General features: G+C 68.6%; 13 protein-coding genes and 1 pseudogene. 9 read left to right on the forward strand and 5 right to left on the reverse strand.

Going from position 1 to position 17,851, the window contains the following annotated elements; translation table 11 throughout:
• The first annotated feature begins 359 nt into the window (after positions 1–359).
• Positions 360–1,124, forward strand: coding sequence for a hypothetical protein (locus tag FHT26_RS26250; RefSeq protein ID WP_168563049.1), 765 nt, complete (start codon positions 360–362; stop codon positions 1,122–1,124).
• Between the two features lie 591 nt (positions 1,125–1,715).
• Here the strand turns inward: FHT26_RS26250 and FHT26_RS26255 are convergent.
• Complete coding sequence (locus FHT26_RS26255) at positions 1,716–2,081, reverse strand: winged helix-turn-helix transcriptional regulator (RefSeq protein WP_168563050.1); 366 nt, start codon at positions 2,079–2,081, stop codon at positions 1,716–1,718.
• A 114-nt stretch (positions 2,082–2,195) separates the two neighbouring features.
• On the opposite strand from FHT26_RS26255, the gene FHT26_RS26260 reads away from it, so the two are divergent.
• Complete coding sequence (locus FHT26_RS26260; RefSeq protein WP_168563051.1) at positions 2,196–2,930, forward strand: SDR family NAD(P)-dependent oxidoreductase; 735 nt, start codon at positions 2,196–2,198, stop codon at positions 2,928–2,930.
• 25 nt (positions 2,931–2,955) lie between these two features.
• Here FHT26_RS26260 and FHT26_RS26265 read toward each other — a convergent pair whose 3' ends face one another.
• Entirely contained in the window at positions 2,956–3,816 is an 861-nt protein-coding gene (locus tag FHT26_RS26265) for a LysR family transcriptional regulator (protein ID WP_168563052.1), read from the reverse strand.
• A gap of 20 nt (positions 3,817–3,836) precedes the next feature.
• On the opposite strand from FHT26_RS26265, the gene FHT26_RS26270 reads away from it, so the two are divergent.
• On the forward strand, positions 3,837–4,733 hold the full coding sequence (locus tag FHT26_RS26270; RefSeq protein WP_210427607.1) for a ketopantoate reductase family protein: 897 nt from the start codon (positions 3,837–3,839) through the stop codon (positions 4,731–4,733).
• Between the two features lie 335 nt (positions 4,734–5,068).
• Here the strand turns inward: FHT26_RS26270 and FHT26_RS26280 are convergent, their stop codons facing one another.
• Complete coding sequence (locus FHT26_RS26280) at positions 5,069–8,059, reverse strand: winged helix-turn-helix domain-containing protein (protein ID WP_168563053.1); 2,991 nt, start codon at positions 8,057–8,059, stop codon at positions 5,069–5,071.
• Between the two features lie 476 nt (positions 8,060–8,535).
• Between FHT26_RS26280 and FHT26_RS26285 the strand changes: the two genes are divergently transcribed.
• The 3 genes from FHT26_RS26285 (at position 8,536) to FHT26_RS26295 (ending at position 12,628) form a co-directional block, all read left to right on the forward strand.
• Entirely contained in the window at positions 8,536–8,841 is a 306-nt protein-coding gene (locus FHT26_RS26285) for a hypothetical protein (RefSeq protein ID WP_168563048.1), read from the forward strand.
• Positions 8,838–11,261 carry a dockerin gene (locus FHT26_RS26290; RefSeq protein ID WP_210427608.1) on the forward strand — a complete coding sequence of 808 codons (2,424 nt, stop codon included), beginning with the start codon at positions 8,838–8,840 and terminating at the stop codon, positions 11,259–11,261. Before FHT26_RS26285 ends, FHT26_RS26290 begins: the two co-directional genes overlap by 4 nt.
• A 212-nt stretch (positions 11,262–11,473) precedes the next feature.
• Entirely contained in the window at positions 11,474–12,628 is a 1,155-nt protein-coding gene (locus FHT26_RS26295; RefSeq protein WP_168563054.1) for a cupin domain-containing protein, read from the forward strand.
• A 37-nt stretch (positions 12,629–12,665) separates the two neighbouring features.
• Here FHT26_RS26295 and FHT26_RS26300 read toward each other — a convergent pair whose 3' ends face one another.
• The gene (locus FHT26_RS26300; protein ID WP_168563055.1) at positions 12,666–13,064 is read right to left on the reverse strand and encodes a carboxymuconolactone decarboxylase family protein; all 399 of its coding nucleotides are present in this window, start codon (positions 13,062–13,064) and stop codon (positions 12,666–12,668) included.
• Positions 13,065–13,149: 85 nt separating this feature from the next.
• Between FHT26_RS26300 and FHT26_RS26305 the strand changes: the two genes are divergently transcribed.
• Complete coding sequence (locus FHT26_RS26305) at positions 13,150–14,040, forward strand: LysR family transcriptional regulator (RefSeq protein ID WP_168563056.1); 891 nt, start codon at positions 13,150–13,152, stop codon at positions 14,038–14,040.
• Positions 14,041–14,060: 20 nt separating this feature from the next.
• Here the strand turns inward: FHT26_RS26305 and FHT26_RS26310 are convergent, their stop codons facing one another.
• Positions 14,061–14,903 (reverse strand): oxidoreductase, encoded by an 843-nt coding sequence (locus FHT26_RS26310; RefSeq protein ID WP_168563183.1) that lies wholly within the window; start codon positions 14,901–14,903, stop codon positions 14,061–14,063.
• A 120-nt stretch (positions 14,904–15,023) separates the two neighbouring features.
• On the opposite strand from FHT26_RS26310, the gene FHT26_RS26315 reads away from it, so the two are divergent.
• Positions 15,024–15,929 (forward strand): LysR family transcriptional regulator, encoded by a 906-nt coding sequence (locus tag FHT26_RS26315; RefSeq protein ID WP_168563057.1) that lies wholly within the window; start codon positions 15,024–15,026, stop codon positions 15,927–15,929.
• Between the two features lie 200 nt (positions 15,930–16,129).
• Positions 16,130–17,848: pseudogene (locus tag FHT26_RS30180) on the forward strand (tannase/feruloyl esterase family alpha/beta hydrolase); the annotation flags it as partial.
• Positions 17,849–17,851: the final 3 nt, after the last annotated feature.

Below are 17,851 nucleotides of genomic sequence, written 5' to 3' on the forward strand. Positions count from 1 at the left end.
CTTCGATGAATCGCTTCATGCCGTGACCCGTTCAGCCGCGTTGCCACAACTTAGGCGATCACCTCAGGCAATCAAGCTGTTTTCACACAGCCTCGGTCGTTCGCGTCAGTTCGCGCAAGGACATAGCGGACGCGCAACCGCGCAACCCGACTGCGATGCACTGGCAGCACGGGTTGTCGCTTGTATACGTCCGGACAGGGCTTCTCCGCATCGAGAAGCAATCCCTCGTAGTGAAAGCGCCGGAACTCGCCGATTCGTCGCGGTCTTGCACCGTCCCGGCCTGACACCCTCCGGCATTGGTGCGGTCTCGGGCTGCCGTACGAGAATGGACAACACTGTCCTCATTCCTGTCCTACTGCATGTCCCGTCGATTCAATGCAATTCGCCAATCCGACGAGGTTTGGCCAGCCATCGAAGCCGTGCTACTTCCCCTCGGGTTCGTCCGGACGGGGCATGTATTCCATCGTCGCTCGGACACGGACCTTGTGCCTCGGCTGGAAGCGATGGCGTTCCGCTTCGAATACAACTTTCGAACCTGCTGGATGCACGCTACCGTGAAGATGCCAGCCTTCATCGAGCTGCTGCATGGCGTCCGGGAGTTTGCATACCGGCCCGAGCTCGCGTGGCAGGTGCCGGACCATGCCAGCCATGTGGCGTGCATGGTGCGGATGTCCGAGATGGGGGCTCAAGGTTCGCCCTTGCACGAGGGCGTTTGCTGGCGGGAAGATGGTCGGCTGCAGCGGCGGCGGCGAACCCCCGGGGCAGTATTGGGTGAGGCGTTCGCCTCCATTGCCCGAGAATATGCGTTGCCGTTGTTCGATCGTCGCCTGACCGTGCAGGGGCTGGCCGGGGCCGCCGATTCTCCAGCGTATCCGAAGAGCGGCGTGGGCGGTGCGTGGTCGCTGGCCGCGCGGCTGGCCCTGCGCGACCTTGACGGCGCGGCGAGGGCCTTCCGGGCGCATCCCTATTCGCTCGGAGACGACTTCTCTCGCGTTGCGGCTGCGAAGGCTTGGCTGATGCGCCAAGGTGTTGAAGTGAGTGACGTAATGTGGTCCGCGGACGCTGCCGATGCCGCCTACCACTGGCAAGCCCAGGCATGGCTCAACGGTGAGGTGGTGCGCTAACCTGATGTCTTGGCTACTTCGCCGCTTAGACCGCCAGCGCCTTACCTCCCAGCTGTGAACTCGCCGTCTGCTCTCGGGCACGCAACCATGGGATCTGACTTCGTCATAGCAGGGCGTCAGTTGAGCTGAGGTTCGCTCTCGCTCGCGGCCGAACCTCGATTGGTGTCGCCGATGCCCAATCGCTTGACTGAACGTTCGGCCGCGTTCCCGAGCGCAGCAGTGTCCGCATTGCAGCAGCGAGCGGCCGGTGGATGGTCCGAAGCGACCGACCGCAACTGCTGCACAGCCGTCAGTGGGAACTCCTCAGTGAACGACAAGCTTGTGTATCTCGAACGCCTCAGCAGTCAGCGTAGCGAACTGCGTAGATTCCGGAGCCCGAAAGCAGCGCTTTAGAGGAGAACACCCCGATGCATCATTGGGGTGTGGGCCGACAGATCGGCCACATTCTTCTCTACCGCGTCGAGTGGCGGCATCAGGTTGTCGTGCGGTGCATTCACGGTGGTCGGGAACTGCGGCAGGGCGGGCAGACGCACACCTTGCCATCGCCACCAATGCAGGGGCCGCGCGACTCAGCCGCGCTTCAGCAGCCCGCTAGGGCAACGCGTCGCGCGTCGCGAAGATGCTTGCCATTTCCGCCGCGTTCCGGGTTCCCCAGGTGCACAGCGGGACGATCGCCTCGGCCAGGCTGCGACCGAGCGGGGTCAGCGTGTAGTCCACGCGCGGCGGCACCTCTTTGTAGTCGTTGCGCGCCAGCACCCGGTTGGCCTCCAGGTCCTTCAACTGCTGGATCAGCACCTTGTCGCTGACGCCCTGGGTCAGGCGCTTGAGTTCGCCGTAGCGCTTCGGGCCGTCGCGCAGGAAGAACAGGATCAGCGGCTTCCACTTGCCCGAGATGACGCGCAACGTCGCATTGAGCCCGCAGCCGGTGTCGCAGATGTCTTCAGAGGGCGTCGTCATTCTTTGGTACTTACCAAAAAGTGCATACTTGTCCTTAGGTTATCAGAACTCCATAGTTGTCCTCAGGCAAGCATTTCCCTCGCTTCCCTGCCATCGCAACTACGGATTCATGACATGACCAGACTGAATGGAAAGACCGCCGTGATCACCGGCGGCGCCACCGGCATCGGCCGCGCTGCGGCCAAGCGCTTCATCGACGAGGGCGCCTTCGTCTTCATCTTCGGCCGCCGGCAGGAAGCGCTGGCCGCCGCGGTGGCCGACCTGGGGCCCAACGCCCGCGCAGTGACGGGCTCGGTCTCCGACGAGGCCGACCTCGACCGGCTCTACGCGGCGGTGAAGGCCGAGCGCGGAACCCTCGACATCGTCTTCGCCAATGCCGGTGCGGGTAGCCCGCTGCCGCTCGGCCAGATCACCGCCGAGCACATCGACGACACCTTCGACACCAACGTGAAGGGCTCGATCTTCACGGTGCAGAAGGCGCTGCCGCTGATGGGCCCGGGCGGCTCGATCATCCTGACCGGATCGAGCGCCGGCACCACGGGCGCGCCGGCCTTCAGCGCCTACAGCGCGAGCAAGGCAGCGGTGCGCAACCTCGCGCGCACCTGGGCGGAGGACCTGAAGGGCACCGGCATCCGGGTCAACGTGCTGTCGCCCGGCGCGACGGCGACCGAACTCGCGAAGCAAGCGCTGGGCGAGGAGGGGCAGAAGGCCTACGGCGCGATGACCCCGCTCCAGCGCATGGCCGATCCGGCGGAGATCGCAGCGGCGGCGGCCTTTCTGGCGTCGCCGGACAGCAGCTTCATGACGGCCAGCGAGCTCGCCGTCGACGGCGGCCTGGCGCAACTCTGACGCGCTGCGCCTGGCCGAAGCGACGTCACGTGCGCTTGAACGTGCTCTCGATCGCCTGCACGGCCGCGCGCACGTGCGGCAGCTTGCGCAGATCGCGGTGGTAGGCGAGGTAGAAGGACTGGCTCGGACCGACGGTCTCGGCCTCGATGCGCACCAGGCCTTCATGGCGCGGATCCCGCTCCAGCATCGCCGCGATGCCGACGCCCTGTCGCACCGCTTCGTCGAGCGCTTCCATCGAACTGGATCGGAACGGAAAGCGCACCGCGCCGAGCGACCGCATCCACTGCTCGTGCGGCAGGCCTTTCCAGCGCGCATCGAGCCCGATGAAGTCCTGCGTCGCCGCGTCCTCGCGGACGAGCCGGCGCGTCGGCAGGCGGCGGCGCACATAGTCCGGCGCGGCATACAGCGCGAAGCGCAGCGTGGCCAGGTGCTTCTCCACCAGCACGTTCGAGGTCGAGCGCACGAGGCGCACGCCGATGTCCGCTTCGCGCTTGGCCAGGTCGGCCATGCGGTTCTCGCCCACCAGCTCGATGTGCACTGGCGGATCCGAGTGTCGGAACGGAAGCAGCGCCTGGGCGGCGGTTCGGGCCATGCCGTCCGGCACCGACACGCGCAGCGTGCTCGCCGAACGCTGGTCACGTTGCCGGGCATCCAGGCCGTGCGCCAGCTCTTCCGCCAGCCGCACCAATCGCAATGCAGCAGGTTCCAGCAAGGTGCCCGACTGCGCGCGGTGCACGAGCCTCTCGCCGAGCGCGGCCTCCAGCGCGTCGAGTCGTCGGCCTGTCGTCGAGGTCGACAAACCCAGGGACCGACCCGCGGCCAGCAGGCTGCCCTCGCGGTGTACGGCGAGCAGAACGCGCAGATCGTCCCAGGACAGGTTTTCCATGATCGGGCATCAGTTTACCGATGGTGCCCGTATTCAGAACACGAACCGCTTCGTACAGTGAGTCCATGGACATCCTCGTCATTGGCGCCGGACGCATCGGCAGCACCTTTGCCTCCCACCTGGCACTCGCCGGCCACCATGTCACCGTCGTCGCGCGCGGCGCGCGGCTCGAAACGCTGCGGCATGACGGTGCCATCGTCATGGTCGACGGCCGCCGCGCGCCGGTGCGCGTGGCCGACGCGCTCGATCCTGCCGTGCCTCATGACCTGGTCATCGTCACCGTGATGGAGTCGCAGGTCGACGTGCTGCTGCCATCTCTCGCGCTCAGCGCGGCCCGAACGGTGCTGCTGATGTTCAACACCTTCCGCGGCACGGCGCCGTATCGGGATGCGATCGGGTCGGCGCGCTTCGCGTTCGGATTCCCCACCATGACGGCCTTCCTGGTCGAGGGGCGCCTGCGGTGTCGCGTCGTGGGGGCTGGCCTGGTGACGACGGTGTCGAGTCCGGCCTGCGCCGAGGTGTTCCGCGCGGCCGGCCTGCCGGCCGCCGTGGAGGCCGACATGGATGGCTTCCTGCGCAGCCACGTGGCCTTCGTGGTGCCGCTGCTCGTCGCCGGGCTGTGGACCTGGAAGCGCGCTGACGGCCTGAGCTGGCACGAGGCGCGGCGGCTGGTGGGCGCCTGGGGCGAGGGCTTCGCGCTGGTGCGCGATCTCGGGCATCGGCTGGTGCCGCGCATCGTGGCCATGGTCTCGGCGATGCCGGCGCCCTTGCTGACGGCCCTGCTGTGGGCCTTCAGTCGCACCGCCGATGCTCGCAATGTCGGCGAGTTCGGGCCGGCTGAAACGCGCTGGCTGATCGATGCGATGGCAGGAGTGGCGCCGGGCCGCACGGCGCGGCTGCGCTCGGTGCGGCCCTGAGGGACGGCGTCCCCGTCTGGCTACGCACCGCGCCTGCATACCGGAGGTGCGCGACAAGCTGAACTCGACCTCGAAGCAGTTCGCATTGCCAGCGCCAACAGGGGCGCGGAACGCATGCCTCGGTTGGCAGGCAGGCGTGGTGTACGCCACGCTGCGCAACAGTTCGATGTCTCCAGGTCGACCATGTCGGCGCACTTCGCCGTCCTGAAAGAGGTCGACCTGGTGCATTCCGAGCTGCAGGGCGAGCTTGCATCGGTGCTGACCCACTTGCGTGAGACGGGCTTGACCTGAGCGTCGCTTGCACGCAGCGGAATTTCAGCGCACGGCGATTCCGGTCAGGGCGCAGAGGCGGACTTGTTCGTTCGACCGGTGCTGTCCTGCGTGCCGTGGCCCGCGTCGATGATGCGCGCCTTGAGGTCCGCCGCCAGATCGTGGTCGGCGTCCTGGTCGAGGATCACGTCGAGGATTTGCATCGCAATGCCGGCGCGGCGATCTTCGATGGCACGAGACGCGAGGTCGAGCATCTGCGTCATCCACACGCTCTCGTCGGCGGCAAGGCAGGGCGCCTCCGCGGCGGCGTCCGACAGCAACAGCTTGGCGGCCAGCCGCCGGCCGAGTTCCGCCGGCGACCGGTCGCGGAGGCTGCCTTCGATCCGGGTTGTGGGCGTGATCAGCACATACGTCAGTGTCAAGCTTGCGTCCCGGCGCATCAGGCGGGCGAACAGGATGTGCGCTGCAGGACTGCGGGTGCCGATCGCAGCCGCTATCGCGTCCGGCGATGCGGCGAGGGCGCCGTCAGCGCCTGCCTTGGCCTCGGCGTCGGACATGCGCTTCAGCCGTGAGTGCACGGCCAGGGCGTAGCCGAGGACGTCCAGTGAGTACCCGAGTTCACGATCATCGCCGTCGGCGCCCGGCTTCCCCCCCGACAGCGGCACGATCGCCAGCAGGCGCTCCGGCGCTGCGTACAGGGCGGGCAGCAGTGCCGCGGCGATGTCGTCATCGGCCTCCGCGTGCGCATCGGCCCGCAGTTGGTAGCCTTTGCGATAGACGGTATGGACCCGTACCGCGTGCGTCTTGCCGCGCCGCATCGCCTGCCGGATCTTGGTGATTGCTTGCGCGACCACTTCTGGCGACACCATCGCCCTGCGCCACACCGTGTCGAGGAGTTCGTCCAGGGTCACCACGCGATGACGATTGCGGTACAGATGCACGAGCACGTCGAACGGTCTTGGCTCGAGTGTCTGGCGCCGTCCGTCGACCCACAGTTCCCGGCGTTCCACGTCAAGCACGCACTGGGAGAATCGATACTCCCGACGCATCACGCCGTTGGGGGGCGCCATCGGCATCGGGTGTTCGCGCCGCGGATCGATGGGCACCGCTGACAGCTCCCGTCCGAGCCGGCGGAAGAGAGGCAGCGCGGCTGGCGCAGTTGCCAGCCGCGCAAGCAATGTCTCGGCTTCAGGTTCCTGCCGGTGCCAGCGTGCGAGCAACGCTCTTGGGTAGAGCAGGTTCGCGGTGGTGGTCTCGTCCTGCAGGTGGGCCTGTGCGTCTGCGCGCTCGAGTTCAGCCTGTGCGGCGGCCAGGCGCCCACAGCGCACGAGAGCCTCGACGAGCCATGGCAGCAGGGGCGCCTCGCCGGCGCGATTGCCTTGTTCGCGGCATTCGGCAGCCGCGCGCAGGAAACAGTCGGCCGCCTCGTCGACGCGACCGGCTGCCGTGGCGGCATGCCCGTGGGCCTGCCACAGATAGCCGGCGTCCTGCATCCGGTCCGGCTGCGGCAGAAGCGACAGCAGCTCCGCCGCGGCATCCGGACGGCCTTGCAGACGATGGAGCAGGCAGTGAATGTTGACCACCGTGCTCAACAGGCCCACATCGACCTCGATCGCCAGCGCGGTGGCGGTGGCCTCCTCCGCACACTCGCGCGCCTCGTCAAGGCGGTCCGCGTACACCAGTTCGCCCGCAAGGTTGAGGCACACGCTCACCAGCGCGGTGTTGGCATTCAGCCTGCGGGCTGCGTTCGCAAGTTTTCTGTTCCAGCGGATGGACTGCTCGGCGTGGCCGGACAGCGAGGTCATGATCGCCCGCAGCCACAGCACGGTCAGCAATCCCCACTGGCTGCCGATGCGCGTGAAGATTGCCTGGGCCTCGTCAAGCCGTGCCTGAACGGAATGCAGCTCGCCGAGGCGGCATTCGACGGATGCCAGCAGCGTCAAGGCGTACCCCTGCCAGTGCGGCGGCATGCAGGCGCGGCCCAGCACGAGGCCGTGCTCCAGACTCTGCGCCGCCTCCCGCAATCGGCCTTTCACGTGGAGCAGCGTCCCGAGATGCTGTTGCCCCTGCGCTTCGAGGCACCGGTCCTGGCCGCGTCTCGCGGTCTCCAGCAACCGGGCCGCGGTGCGAAGCCCGTCATCGCTGCCGCAGACGGCCTGTGCACGCAGCAACTCCAGGTCGAGCCCGGGAAATTCCGGCTCCAGTTGCTGGAGCAGCGCTAGGGCCCGCAGCGCCGCAGGGTGTCGGCTCATCGCAGCGTAGTGCTTGGCACGCGCGAACAATTCGATCGACAGCGGCGAGCAGCCGCTCATCCCATGGGCTGAGGCTCGGCGCTTGCCATCGCCCAGCACCGTCTGCCGCAAGGCCGCGATGGCGGGCAGCACGAGCCCAGCCGGATCGGCAGCGTGGATCGCAATGACGCTCTTCTTGTCCTGGTTGTGGACGTTCAGCTCGAGCGCGAGTTCGCCGCCAGCGAGCCTCAGTGAGCCGACCACGGCACAGTGCGCGCCAGCGGCGCGCAACATCTGCAGCATGCGGACCTGCCCCTCGGGCCAGGACGTTTCCAGCGACAGTGCGTCCTGAACCTGGATGCGTCTGTCGATCGACAGGCCGTGCGCGATGCAGGCGACCAGGCCGTGTGTTGCCCAGTGCAGGCTCGGCCGCCCGGTGTGATTGCGCAGCGGGCCGATGATCACCGAGGGGACGCTCTCGCGCGGCAGCTCCACCGCAGCGGGCTGCGATGCCGGTGCCGAGGGGATGTCGAAGATGTAGCCGACCCGCGGGATCGAGCGGATGATCGGTTGCGGCCCGTCGTCGCCGATGGCCCGGCGGGCCGCGCGGATCGCCTGCCGAAGTGCGCCTTCGGATACCGCCCCCTCGGGACGCAGCGCAGCCGCCAGCTCTTCCTTCGTGACCACTCGGTGGCGGAAACGGGCCAGCCGCTCCAGCACGCGCCACGCCCGAGGCTCCACCTTGACCGCCTCCCCGTCGCGAAGCAGGCGCCCTCCGAGCAGGTCGAGCGACCCGCCGGGCAGCGTGATGACCACCTCGCTCATCGCGCCGGTGCGCGCCCATGAGGGCGTCGCGCTGCAATCGGTCGCAGGGGGGCAGGTCGGGACCCAGGAAGGAAGAGGCTGTGCATCGTCGGCGTCCGGTTTTGAGGCCTCCGCGGCACGGCGCGGCGTCGGTGCCGCCATCGTCGGGCCGCGGCGCGGACCTGCTTGCCGGCAGAAGCCGATGGCATGAATTGTTGCTTGTTGCACACGCAGGTCGTCGGCCTCGGCGGCTGCGTCAGTAACAGTTCTTTTCTGCGCCCGGTCCGTAACGGTTCGATCAGGAATGCGGGCCGACCTGTGTCGAGACTGCAGCGCCATGAACCATTCACACTTCACTTCGCGGCAGCGCGTCGACGCGCCCTTGCCCGAGTCGTTTCCCCTCGTGACCCGGATGCTGCAGGCAGAGCTTGCGGATGTGGTGCCAACCGCGACACGTTGCCTGTCGGCTGGCCTCGTGGCGCTGCTGGTGGGCTGCGGTGGAGGCAACGGAGGCGACACCACCTCGGCCACGTCTGCGCCGCCTGCCGCACCTGCGCCCGCGCCTGCGCCTGCACCTGCACCTGCACCTGCACCTGCACCTGCACCTGCACCTGCGCCTGCGCCTGCGCCTGCGCCTGCACCTGCGCCTGCGCCTGCGCCTGCACCTGCGCCTGCGCCTGCACCAGCGCCCGCGCCTGCACCTGCACCAGCGCCAGCGCCAGCGCCAGCACCAGCACCAGCGCCTGCACCAGCACCAGCGCCTGCACCCGCGGCCACCGTGCCGGCGGCAGTGGGAAGCGTGAAGGCGACCGACGCCGGTGCCCAGGTGACCGTCAGCTGGGCCGCCGTGTCCGGAGCCACCGCGTACCGGGTCTACCGGTCGACGACGCAGGGCCAGCGAGGCACGCTGATCGGCTCGACGTCCTCGACGAGCCTGGCCGACAGCACCGTCGTCAGCGGCACGACGTACTACTTCGTGGTGACGGCCTCGAACGCCACCGGGGAAGGTGCGGCCTCCGCCGCGGCGTCCGTGACCCACGGCACCGCCTGGACCAACGCAAAGTTCGGCGGCGGCGGCTACGTCACCGGTCTCGTCTTTCATCCCACGTCCGCGAACGTTCTCTATGCGCGGACCGACGTCGGCGGCGCCTACCGCTGGAACCAGGCCACGATGGCGTGGGTGCCGATCACCGACGGCTTCAGTGGCGCCGAGGGCTTCCACCACGGCGTCGAAAGCATGGCGCTGGATCCGAACAACGATCAGCTCGTCTACATGGTCACCGGCATGTACAACTCGGCGGATGCCACCGCCCGGCTGTACCGCTCCAGCGATCGCGGCGACCATTGGGCCCACGTCGACCTGCCGTTCTCCGCCGGCGGCAACAACACCGGCCGGGCCATCGGCGAACGCCTGACGGTCGACCCCAACAAGCCCTCGACGCTGTTCTTCGGCTCGCGCACGGCCGGCCTTTGGAAGAGCACGGACTCCGGCACCACCTGGGCCCAGGTCACCGGCCTGTCGACGACCAAGATGACGGCCGACCAGATCAGCACCGCCGGCGGTCACGCGATGGGCGTCGAGGGGATCGCCTACGACACCGGGACCAAGGGCACGGGCACGGCGACCCAGGCCGTGTATGCCGCCATCGCGCCGGACTACGTCAGCGTCGCAGGCCTGAGCTCGAACCTGTACAAGTCCACCAACGGCGGAACCTCGTGGACCGCGGTCCCGACGCCGGTATCGGGCTACCACATCCCGCACATCGTGCGCGCCGCCGATGGCGTGTTCTATGTGGCCTTCACCAAGGGCACGGGGCCGGGTGACGGCGGACCCGCTCGCCTGTACAAGTTCGACGGCAGCACCTGGACCCTGCTCGCCGGCAACAGCTCGGCCGGCTACGGCGGTGTGTCGGTCTTCGGCGCCGGCTCGACCACGCGCATTGCGCTGGGCGTGAGCGGCACCTGGGGCAACTACAGCGGCATGCAGATCGTGCAGCTGTCGGACGACGGCGGCAAGACCTGGCGCGAGATCGAAGCGGGGATGCCCGGGCAGACCGCTTCAGGCTGGGTCGACGATGTCGAGATCGACCCGTCCAACCGCGACCACGTCCTGCACGTCCACGGCGGCGGCATCGTGGAGACCCGCAACGCTTCCTCTGCCACGCCGAGCTGGGCCGCCGCGGTGGACGGCCTGGAGGAGACCTGTGCCCTGGCGCTGGCCACGCCGCCGGCCGGAGCGCCCTACCTGGTGACCTACAGCTCGGGCGACGTCGGCACCTGGGTCTACACGGACCTGACGAAGAAGCCGACGCAGGGCCCGTACAACACGTGGAGCAACGGCAACTCCTCCGACGTGGCGTGGTCCGATCCGCTCTACATCGCCGGCGTCGGCGTGTTGAACGGAAGCAGCAGCGGAGGAACCGGCTTCTGGTCGGGCGACGGTGGCAAGACCTGGGCGACCTTTGCCTCATTCGCTGCCGGCGGCGTGGCCAACACGAGCGAAGCGTCGAACATCGCTGTCACCGCGCGCAACAAGGCCGTGTGGGCGCCGGCCGATTCGGTGCCCTCGTACACCACCGACAACGGCGCAAGCTGGACGGCCACCAACCTGCCGGCGCTGACCGTCATCGGCGGATTCCCTCGCAGCTACCGCCTGGCGGCGGACCGCAGGAACCCGAACAAGGTCTATGCCTACGACTCGGGCGGTGCGTGGTGGGGCACGCCGGGCAAGGTCTACGTCTCGACCGATGGCGGCCGCAACTTCACGCTGAGCCCGGGCTCGGTGTCGGCCAACCTGCGCGCCAATCCCTTCGGGACGACGTCGATGGCGGTCAACCCCAACGCCGAGGGCGACCTCTGGCTGGCTGACGGCAACGCCGTGTATCACTCGGTGGATTCGGGCGCGAACTGGACGAAGCTCAGCACCTTCGCGTCGGTCTGGGGCAGTCGTGACCCCGGTCAGTGGCCCGAGGTGCAGGGCGCCAGCGTGCTGGCATTGGGCAAGGCCAGGGCGGGCGCCGCGTACTCGGCCGCGGTCTACGTGGTGGGTGCGATGAACGGCGCGTGGGGCGTGTACCGCTCCGACGACGCCGGCGCCAGCTGGCAGCGCTTCAACGACGATGCGCACCAGTTCGGCGGCATCAACCTGATGGCGGCCGATCAGAATCTCTACGGGCGGGTCTACACCGCCGGCGGCTGCCGAGGCTTGTTCTACAGCAACTGAACGCATGCGGGCGATGACGGAGGTGCCGCAGTCACGTGCACATGCGCATCCCGCCGCATTGCTGGACATGGCGGGGTCGCGTTGCTGGCGATCGAAAAGCAATTGTCAATGTTGCGGATGCTTCCGAAAAGCAAGGCCGAGAAACTCTGACCTGGCCTGCAGTGCAACGAGGGGCTTCCTTGTCGGGGGGACGCGACTTGAAAAGTACCAGCATGGAGCCGCTGTTGACGGGTGCGAGATTCGATCGCGCCTTGCGAGGGACCGACAAGGTCCGGGCTGCGTTGGCCGGCAAGCGGATCCGGCCCGCTGCGCAGGGGGCAACCCCGGACCAGGCGCGCGGAGCACTGTTCGCCGCCGTCGCCGAAGGCCGCCCCATCCTGTCGACGACCACCCGGGTCCCTGTCGCACGCGAGTCCGAGCTCGGGGTGAAGTCGGCCCTGCTGGATGGCCTGTCCCGGGCCTTCAGACCGCGCGAGACCGCCAGTGCCCAGGTGGGGCGGAACGGCAGGCGCGACACCCTGGCCGTTCGCGAACTCCTGCGCCGCTGGGCGAGCGGGCGGCATGTCGTCAGCATCACCGACTTGCATGTCCGCGGCACGAGGCTCGAGCGCGACATCGACACCGCCGAACTTTCACGATTCAACCTGTTGCCGCTCGGCACGGACGGCATGCGGCGCCAGGAGATGATGACGCTGGTGGTCAGCTCGCGCGGCAACGTCACCGACTCGCATTCCGACGACCCCGACGGAAGCAATCATTGCTTTGTCGGCCGCAAGCTCTGGCTGGCCTGGGACACCTTCGAAGGCCGAAGGGCGGGCCTGCAAGATTGCTCGCGCGACGAGATCGACCAGAATGCCCGCTTCGACCTGGCCGCATTCGCCTCGTTGAAGAGCGCCAGCTGGTGGACGGTGTCGCCCGGAGAGACGCTGTTCCTGCCCGGCCGGCTCTCGCATCGGGTCGTGACCCTGGAGTCCTACCTTGGCATCGGCAGCTTCTATTGCACACCGGCTTCGGGCCTTGAAAACCTGAGTCGCTGGTACCACCACGGGGCCTTGTGGTCGCTGGACGATCCTGACGGCGAGAACCGCGACCTGGTCGACGACATCGCGATGGCATTGACGCGCAAATTGCGGGTCGTGCGACGGCAGACCCGGCGGAGCCAGGAGCGTTGGGGCCTGGACTGCTGCGCTCTCGGGCTGTCGCAGTGGCAGCGACGGTGGTCCCCGGCGCGGCGCAGCAAGCTCCTCGCAAGCCATCCCCATTTCGCTGAACTGGTCGAGGAGATGCAATCCGTCGCCGAAGCCCGTGACACGGGACTCGCGTCAGAGCGGACAGCCGGCACAGCCTGGGCCGGACGCAGTCGCTGAGATCGGGGCATGGCGGCGCTGCGCGCCGGGCCCGCCGTCAATCCAGCGGCAACGCGATGCCTCGCTGCGCAAAGACTTCCTTCGCGGCCGCCAGTCCGTTGAGTGCCGCCGGAAAGCCGGCATAGACCGACATCTGCATCAGCACTTCCACCAGCTCCTGCGGCGTGCAGCCCACATGCAGCGCAGCGTGCAGATGCACGCGCAGCTGCGGGCCGGCGGTGCCCATCGCGCAGAGCGCCGCCACCGTTGCGATCTCGCGCTCGCGCAGGCCGAGGCCGGGGCGCGAGTAGATGTCGCCGAACGGAAACTCCAGCACATACGTGGCGAAGTCCGGGAACGATTGAGCGAGCCCGTCGACCACCGCCATTCCCGCTTCGCCGTCGACGGCGCCGAGTTGCGCCACCCCGCGCAGGTACCGATCAGATTTCGCTTGCATGCCGTTTCCCCGGTTGATGTGAAGGCCTCACTGTAGGAACGCAGTCGCTCATCGTGAAAGACTTGTTTGGTGATACCTTTTCGGTATGAAGAGACGTCTTGATTCGCGCTCGATCGAGCAATTCGTTGCCGTGGCGACCTCGCTCAGCTTCCGGCAGGCTGCCGAGTCGCTGCACATCTCGCAGCCGCCCCTGAGCCGCGCCATCCGCGAGATGGAAGAGCGGCTGGGCGCGCGTCTGTTCGTTCGCGACACCCGCGGCGTTGCACTCACGGAAGCCGGCAAGCGCCTGCTGCCGCTGGCCAGCCGCATGCTTCGGCTGATGGACGAAGCCGAGGCCGCCGTGGCCCAGGCCGATGAACCCTCGCAGCTTCGTGTCGGATTCACGTCGGCCGTCGAGCCCGGCTGGTTCACGGCACTGGCGTCGCGCCTGGGCGCGGCCCGACCGGGGCTCTCGGTGGCGAGCGTTTCCGACAGTTCGCCCCGGCTGGTGCGCGCGCTTCGCAACCACCGGCTGGACGCCGCCTTCATTGCCTTGCCCACCGAAGCGCAGGGCTTGCACGTGACCCCGCTGGAGCGCCAGCGCATGGTGCTCGGCATCGCCGCATCGCATCCGCTGGCCCGCAGGCGCACGATCGGCCTGGTGGAACTCGGTCGCGAGCCGGTCTTCCTGTTCGAGCGCGCGCGGCAACCGGCGTTCTTCGATCACTGCCAGCGCGTGTTCGCGCGCCACGGCTACACGCCGAACGTCGTGAAAGAGCCCACCGACCACCACGTGCTGTTGTCGGGCGTCGCGAGCGGTCGTGCGATGGCGCTGCTGCCCGAATCGTTCATGTCGCTGAAGAGGGCCGGCGTGCGCTATCGGGCATTGAAGGAAGGGGACGAACTGGGCGTGGGCATCGGGCTCGCGGTGCCTGCCGCGTCGTCGGTGTTTCGTGCGCCGCTGCTTGCGTGCGCCGAGGCGGCGAAGGACCACTGACGGCTTTTGCGCCAATTGCCTCAGTCGACGTCGAAATCCGTGGCCCGGCTGACGGACTCCCAGTCCTTCATGTCTTTCAGCAATGCCTCGGCATGCGCGCGCACGGCCTCGACAGCGTCGCCGCCGAGTTGCAGCCGCAAGGGCGTTCGCTCGGCGGCCAGCGCCTGCTCGATCGCCGCGGCCGCCTTGCGCGGATCGCCTGCCTGCGTGTTGTGCATGGTGCGGGCGAATTCGCGCGTGGCGCCGACCACCGACTGGTACGCCTCCATCGCCGGCAGGTGGCGCATGCCCGAGCCCGCGAGCTGCGTGCGGAATTGCCCGGGTTCGACGATCAGCACCTTCACGCCGAACGGGGCCATCTCCTGCGCCAGCGCTTCGCTCGCGCCTTCGAGTGCGAACTTCGATGCCGAGTAGGCACTGAAACCGGCGAACGACAACTGGCCGCCGAGGCTCGAGATGTTGACGATCGCACCCGACCGTTGCCGGCGCAGCACCGGCAGCGCGGCGCGCATGACCGCCATCGCGCCGAAGAAGTTGGTGTCCATCAGCGCGCGAAGTTCGGCGTCCGACGTTTCCTCGAGTGCGCCGACGGCGCCGTAGCCCGCGTTGTTGACCAGCACGTCGATGCGCTCGAACCGTTTCACCGCGGCCTCGATCGCGGCCTCGGCGGCCCCGGGCACGTCGACGTCGAGCGCGACGGCCAGCACGCGGTCGGGCGCCTTGGCGACGAGGTCGGCCAGGCTGTCGGTCCGGCGCGCGGTGGCCACGACCCGATGACCGCTTGCCAGCGCGTGCTCGGCGAAAGCGCGGCCGAAGCCGGAGGAGGTGCCGGTGATGAACCATGTCTGGGGGTGGTGCGTCATGTCGATGCCTTTCGATGCTGGGGGTTGATGCGGCCCTGTGGCGCATGCAGCAACTGTCGTCGCACGGCATTGACCGATCAAGGCGAACAGATCGAATGGGTTGTTCGATATGCTGCATGAATGGATCGAACGCTTCTCGCCCATCTGCCCATCGTCCTGGCGGTCCACCGCCGAGGCGGATTCGCCGCGGCGGCCAACGAGCTGGGCATGAGCACGTCGGCCGTCAGCCACGCGGTGAAGAGCGTCGAAGAGCGGCTCGGGCAGCCGGTGTTCGCACGCACGACGCGCAGCGTGCGCCTCACCGAGGCCGGGACCGCGTTGGTCGACGTGCTCGGGCCCGCGCTCGCTGAAATTTCGACGGCCGTCGATGGCATCGGTGCGGCGCGCGGCACGGTCGGCGGGACGTTGCGGATCAATGCGCCGCGCACCGCGCTGCCGATCGCCGTCACGCCGCTGCTTCAGGAGATGGGCCGCCGCCATCCCGGACTGACGGTCGAGATCACGTGCGACGAAGGCCTCGCCGACATCGTCGCCGGGGGATACGACGCCGGCATCCGGCTCGGCCACACCGTCGCGCAGGACATGGTCGCGGTCCGCCTGACGCCGCCCTTCAAGGCCATCATGGTGGCGTCGCCCGGCTATCTTTCAGCACGCGGCGAGCCCGGCGCGTTGGAAGACCTGGCCGACCACAACTGCATCGGCTATCGCTTCGTGACCTCGGGTGCCGTCTACGACTGGGACCTGCGCGGCCGTGGGGGCGACGTGGCCGTCTCGGTGAATGGGACGGTGCGCGTCACCGACGCGCTCTGCGCGAAGGAACTCGCGCTGGCGGATGTCGGAATCGCGTACCTCTTTGAACCCCTGGTCCGTGCCGAACTGCAGGCGGGGTCGCTGCGGCAGCTTCTGCCGCGAACGGCCATCGAAGAGCCCGGCCTGTTCCTGTACTTCCCGCGCCGCGCGGCGCAGGCCCCCAAGCTGCGCGCCTTCATCGATCTGGCGCGTGAGCTGCTGGCATCGCGACGATAGTCCCTCGCCTTTTGCACCGGCTGAACGGCGACTGTCGTCCGGCTGCGAACCGCTGCGCCGATCGTCTCCCGACGGCGACCTCCCAGGGTTTTCACGATGGACCGTGCGCACATCGGCGGGGCCTCCCGGATGTGCCTTTCCGCCATTGAGTCCCCGGGCAGGCCCGCCAAGACTGGAGCGACAAGAAACAGGAGACACCCATGAGACAGCCCCGGTCCGGCCATCGACTTCTGCCGCTGTTCGTCCTGTCGCTGCTGCTGGCGGGATGCGGCGGTGGCGACAGCGGCGGTGGTGGCGACGCGCCGCCCCCGCCACCGACGTCCACCCCGCTCGCCTGCGCGCAGCTCGAAGGCACCGCCATTCCCGCCAGCGCGATCGGCCTGCCGACCGCCGGCGCCAACGTCGTCTCGGCCACCGTCGTCGCTCCCAGCGGCACCGCGCCGAAGGCGATTCCCGAGCATTGCCTCGTCGTCGCGAAGATCTCGCCGGTCGACCCCACCGCGCCGGACATCCGCTTCAACCTCGCGCTGCCCACCACCTGGAACCACAAGGCGGTGATGTTCGGCGGCGGCGGCTTCGACGGCAGCATCCCCGCGGTGACCGGCAATGTGCCGGTCGGCCCGACCGACCAGCCCAACCCGCTGGGCCGCGGCTATGCCACCTTTGCCAGCGACTCCGGGCACCAGGCCAATGCCTTCGGCTCGCAGGACGGCTCGTTCGCGCTCAACGACGAAGCGGCGGACAACTTCGGCGGCGACGCGATCAAGAAGACGCGCGACGCCGCCGCCTTCCTGATCAAGGCGCGCTATGCGGTCGCGTCGATCAGCAAGGCCTACTTCGCCGGCGGGTCCACCGGCGGACGCGAGGCGCTGGCCGCCATCACCCGCTGGCCCGCCGACTGGGACGGCGCGATCTCGCTGTACCCGGCGTGGAACGACGCCGCCGCGCTGCTGCACGGCCAGCGCGTCAGCCGCGCACTCTCCAGGCCCGGCGCGTATCCGAACCCCGCGAAGCGCGCGCTGGTCTACGCCGCGGCGATGCAGGCCTGCGACGGCCTCGACGGCGTGGTCGACGGCCTCATCAGCAACCAGCAGCGCTGCAACGCGGTGTTCGATCCGGCAACCGCCAGCGTGAACGGCAACCCGCTGCGCTGCCCCGATGGCGCAGAGGCCGGCGACAGCTGCCTGTCCGACGCGCAGATCAGCGCACTGAAGGTGATGAACACCGATTCGCACTTCAACTTCGCGCTGGCCAGCGGCGAGACGCACTACCCCGGCTCCAACGTCTGGGGCGCCGACCTCGGCATCGCCACCAACCCGTCGCCGCTGCAGCCGACGGTCACCTTCCTGGCGCTCGGCACCGCGGCGCCGGCCACGCCGATGCCGCGCAACTCGCCGTACATCGGCACCTTGCTCGACCAGTGGATCAAGTACTCGGTGACACGCGACGCCGGCTACGACTCGTTGTCGTTCGACCCGGAGAACCCCGGCCCGTGGGCCGGCCGCGTCAGCCAGCTGAGCACGCTGCTCGACACCCGCGTCGACCTCGATGCGTTCGCGGCCAAGGGCGGCAAGCTGCTGCTGGCGCATGGCGTGGCCGACATCCTGGTCAGCACCCGCGCCACCGAGGAGTACTACCAGCGCCTGCAGGCCCGCATGGGCCCGTCGGCGGTCGACACCTTCGTGCGCTACTACGAGATCCCCGGGCTCGGCCATGCGGTCAGCACGGCCTTCAATGCCGCGTGGGATTCATTGACCGCGCTCGAGCACTGGGCCGAGGACGGCACCGCTCCGAGCGCCCCGGTGGTGGCCGACACCGCCGGCGTGCCCGGCCGCACCCGGCCGCTGTGCGACTACCCTGCGTGGCCGCGCTACAACGGCACCGGAGACGTCAACATGGCCGCCTCGTTCACCTGCGCCAAC

The sequence above is a fragment of the Rhizobacter sp. SG703 genome (assembly GCF_012275445.1).
In the GTDB taxonomy this organism is placed as follows: Bacteria; Pseudomonadota; Gammaproteobacteria; order Burkholderiales; family Burkholderiaceae_C; genus Rhizobacter.

What these genes read in the sequence shown, in the direction of transcription:
- FHT26_RS26250 (WP_168563049.1), top strand. Translation starts at nt 360, where the DNA reads ATGTCCCGTCGATTCAATGCAATTCGCCAATCCGACGAGGTTTGGCCA.
- FHT26_RS26255 (WP_168563050.1), bottom strand. Translation starts at nt 2,081, where the DNA reads ATGACGACGCCCTCTGAAGACATCTGCGACACCGGCTGCGGGCTCAAT.
- FHT26_RS26260 (WP_168563051.1), top strand. Translation starts at nt 2,196, where the DNA reads ATGACCAGACTGAATGGAAAGACCGCCGTGATCACCGGCGGCGCCACC.
- FHT26_RS26265 (WP_168563052.1), bottom strand. Translation starts at nt 3,816, where the DNA reads ATGGAAAACCTGTCCTGGGACGATCTGCGCGTTCTGCTCGCCGTACAC.
- FHT26_RS26270 (WP_210427607.1), top strand. Translation starts at nt 3,837, where the DNA reads ATGGTGCCCGTATTCAGAACACGAACCGCTTCGTACAGTGAGTCCATG.
- FHT26_RS26280 (WP_168563053.1), bottom strand. Translation starts at nt 8,059, where the DNA reads ATGAGCGAGGTGGTCATCACGCTGCCCGGCGGGTCGCTCGACCTGCTC.
- FHT26_RS26295 (WP_168563054.1), top strand. Translation starts at nt 11,474, where the DNA reads ATGGAGCCGCTGTTGACGGGTGCGAGATTCGATCGCGCCTTGCGAGGG.
- FHT26_RS26300 (WP_168563055.1), bottom strand. Translation starts at nt 13,064, where the DNA reads ATGCAAGCGAAATCTGATCGGTACCTGCGCGGGGTGGCGCAACTCGGC.
- FHT26_RS26305 (WP_168563056.1), top strand. Translation starts at nt 13,150, where the DNA reads ATGAAGAGACGTCTTGATTCGCGCTCGATCGAGCAATTCGTTGCCGTG.
- FHT26_RS26310 (WP_168563183.1), bottom strand. Translation starts at nt 14,903, where the DNA reads ATGACGCACCACCCCCAGACATGGTTCATCACCGGCACCTCCTCCGGC.
- FHT26_RS26315 (WP_168563057.1), top strand. Translation starts at nt 15,024, where the DNA reads ATGGATCGAACGCTTCTCGCCCATCTGCCCATCGTCCTGGCGGTCCAC.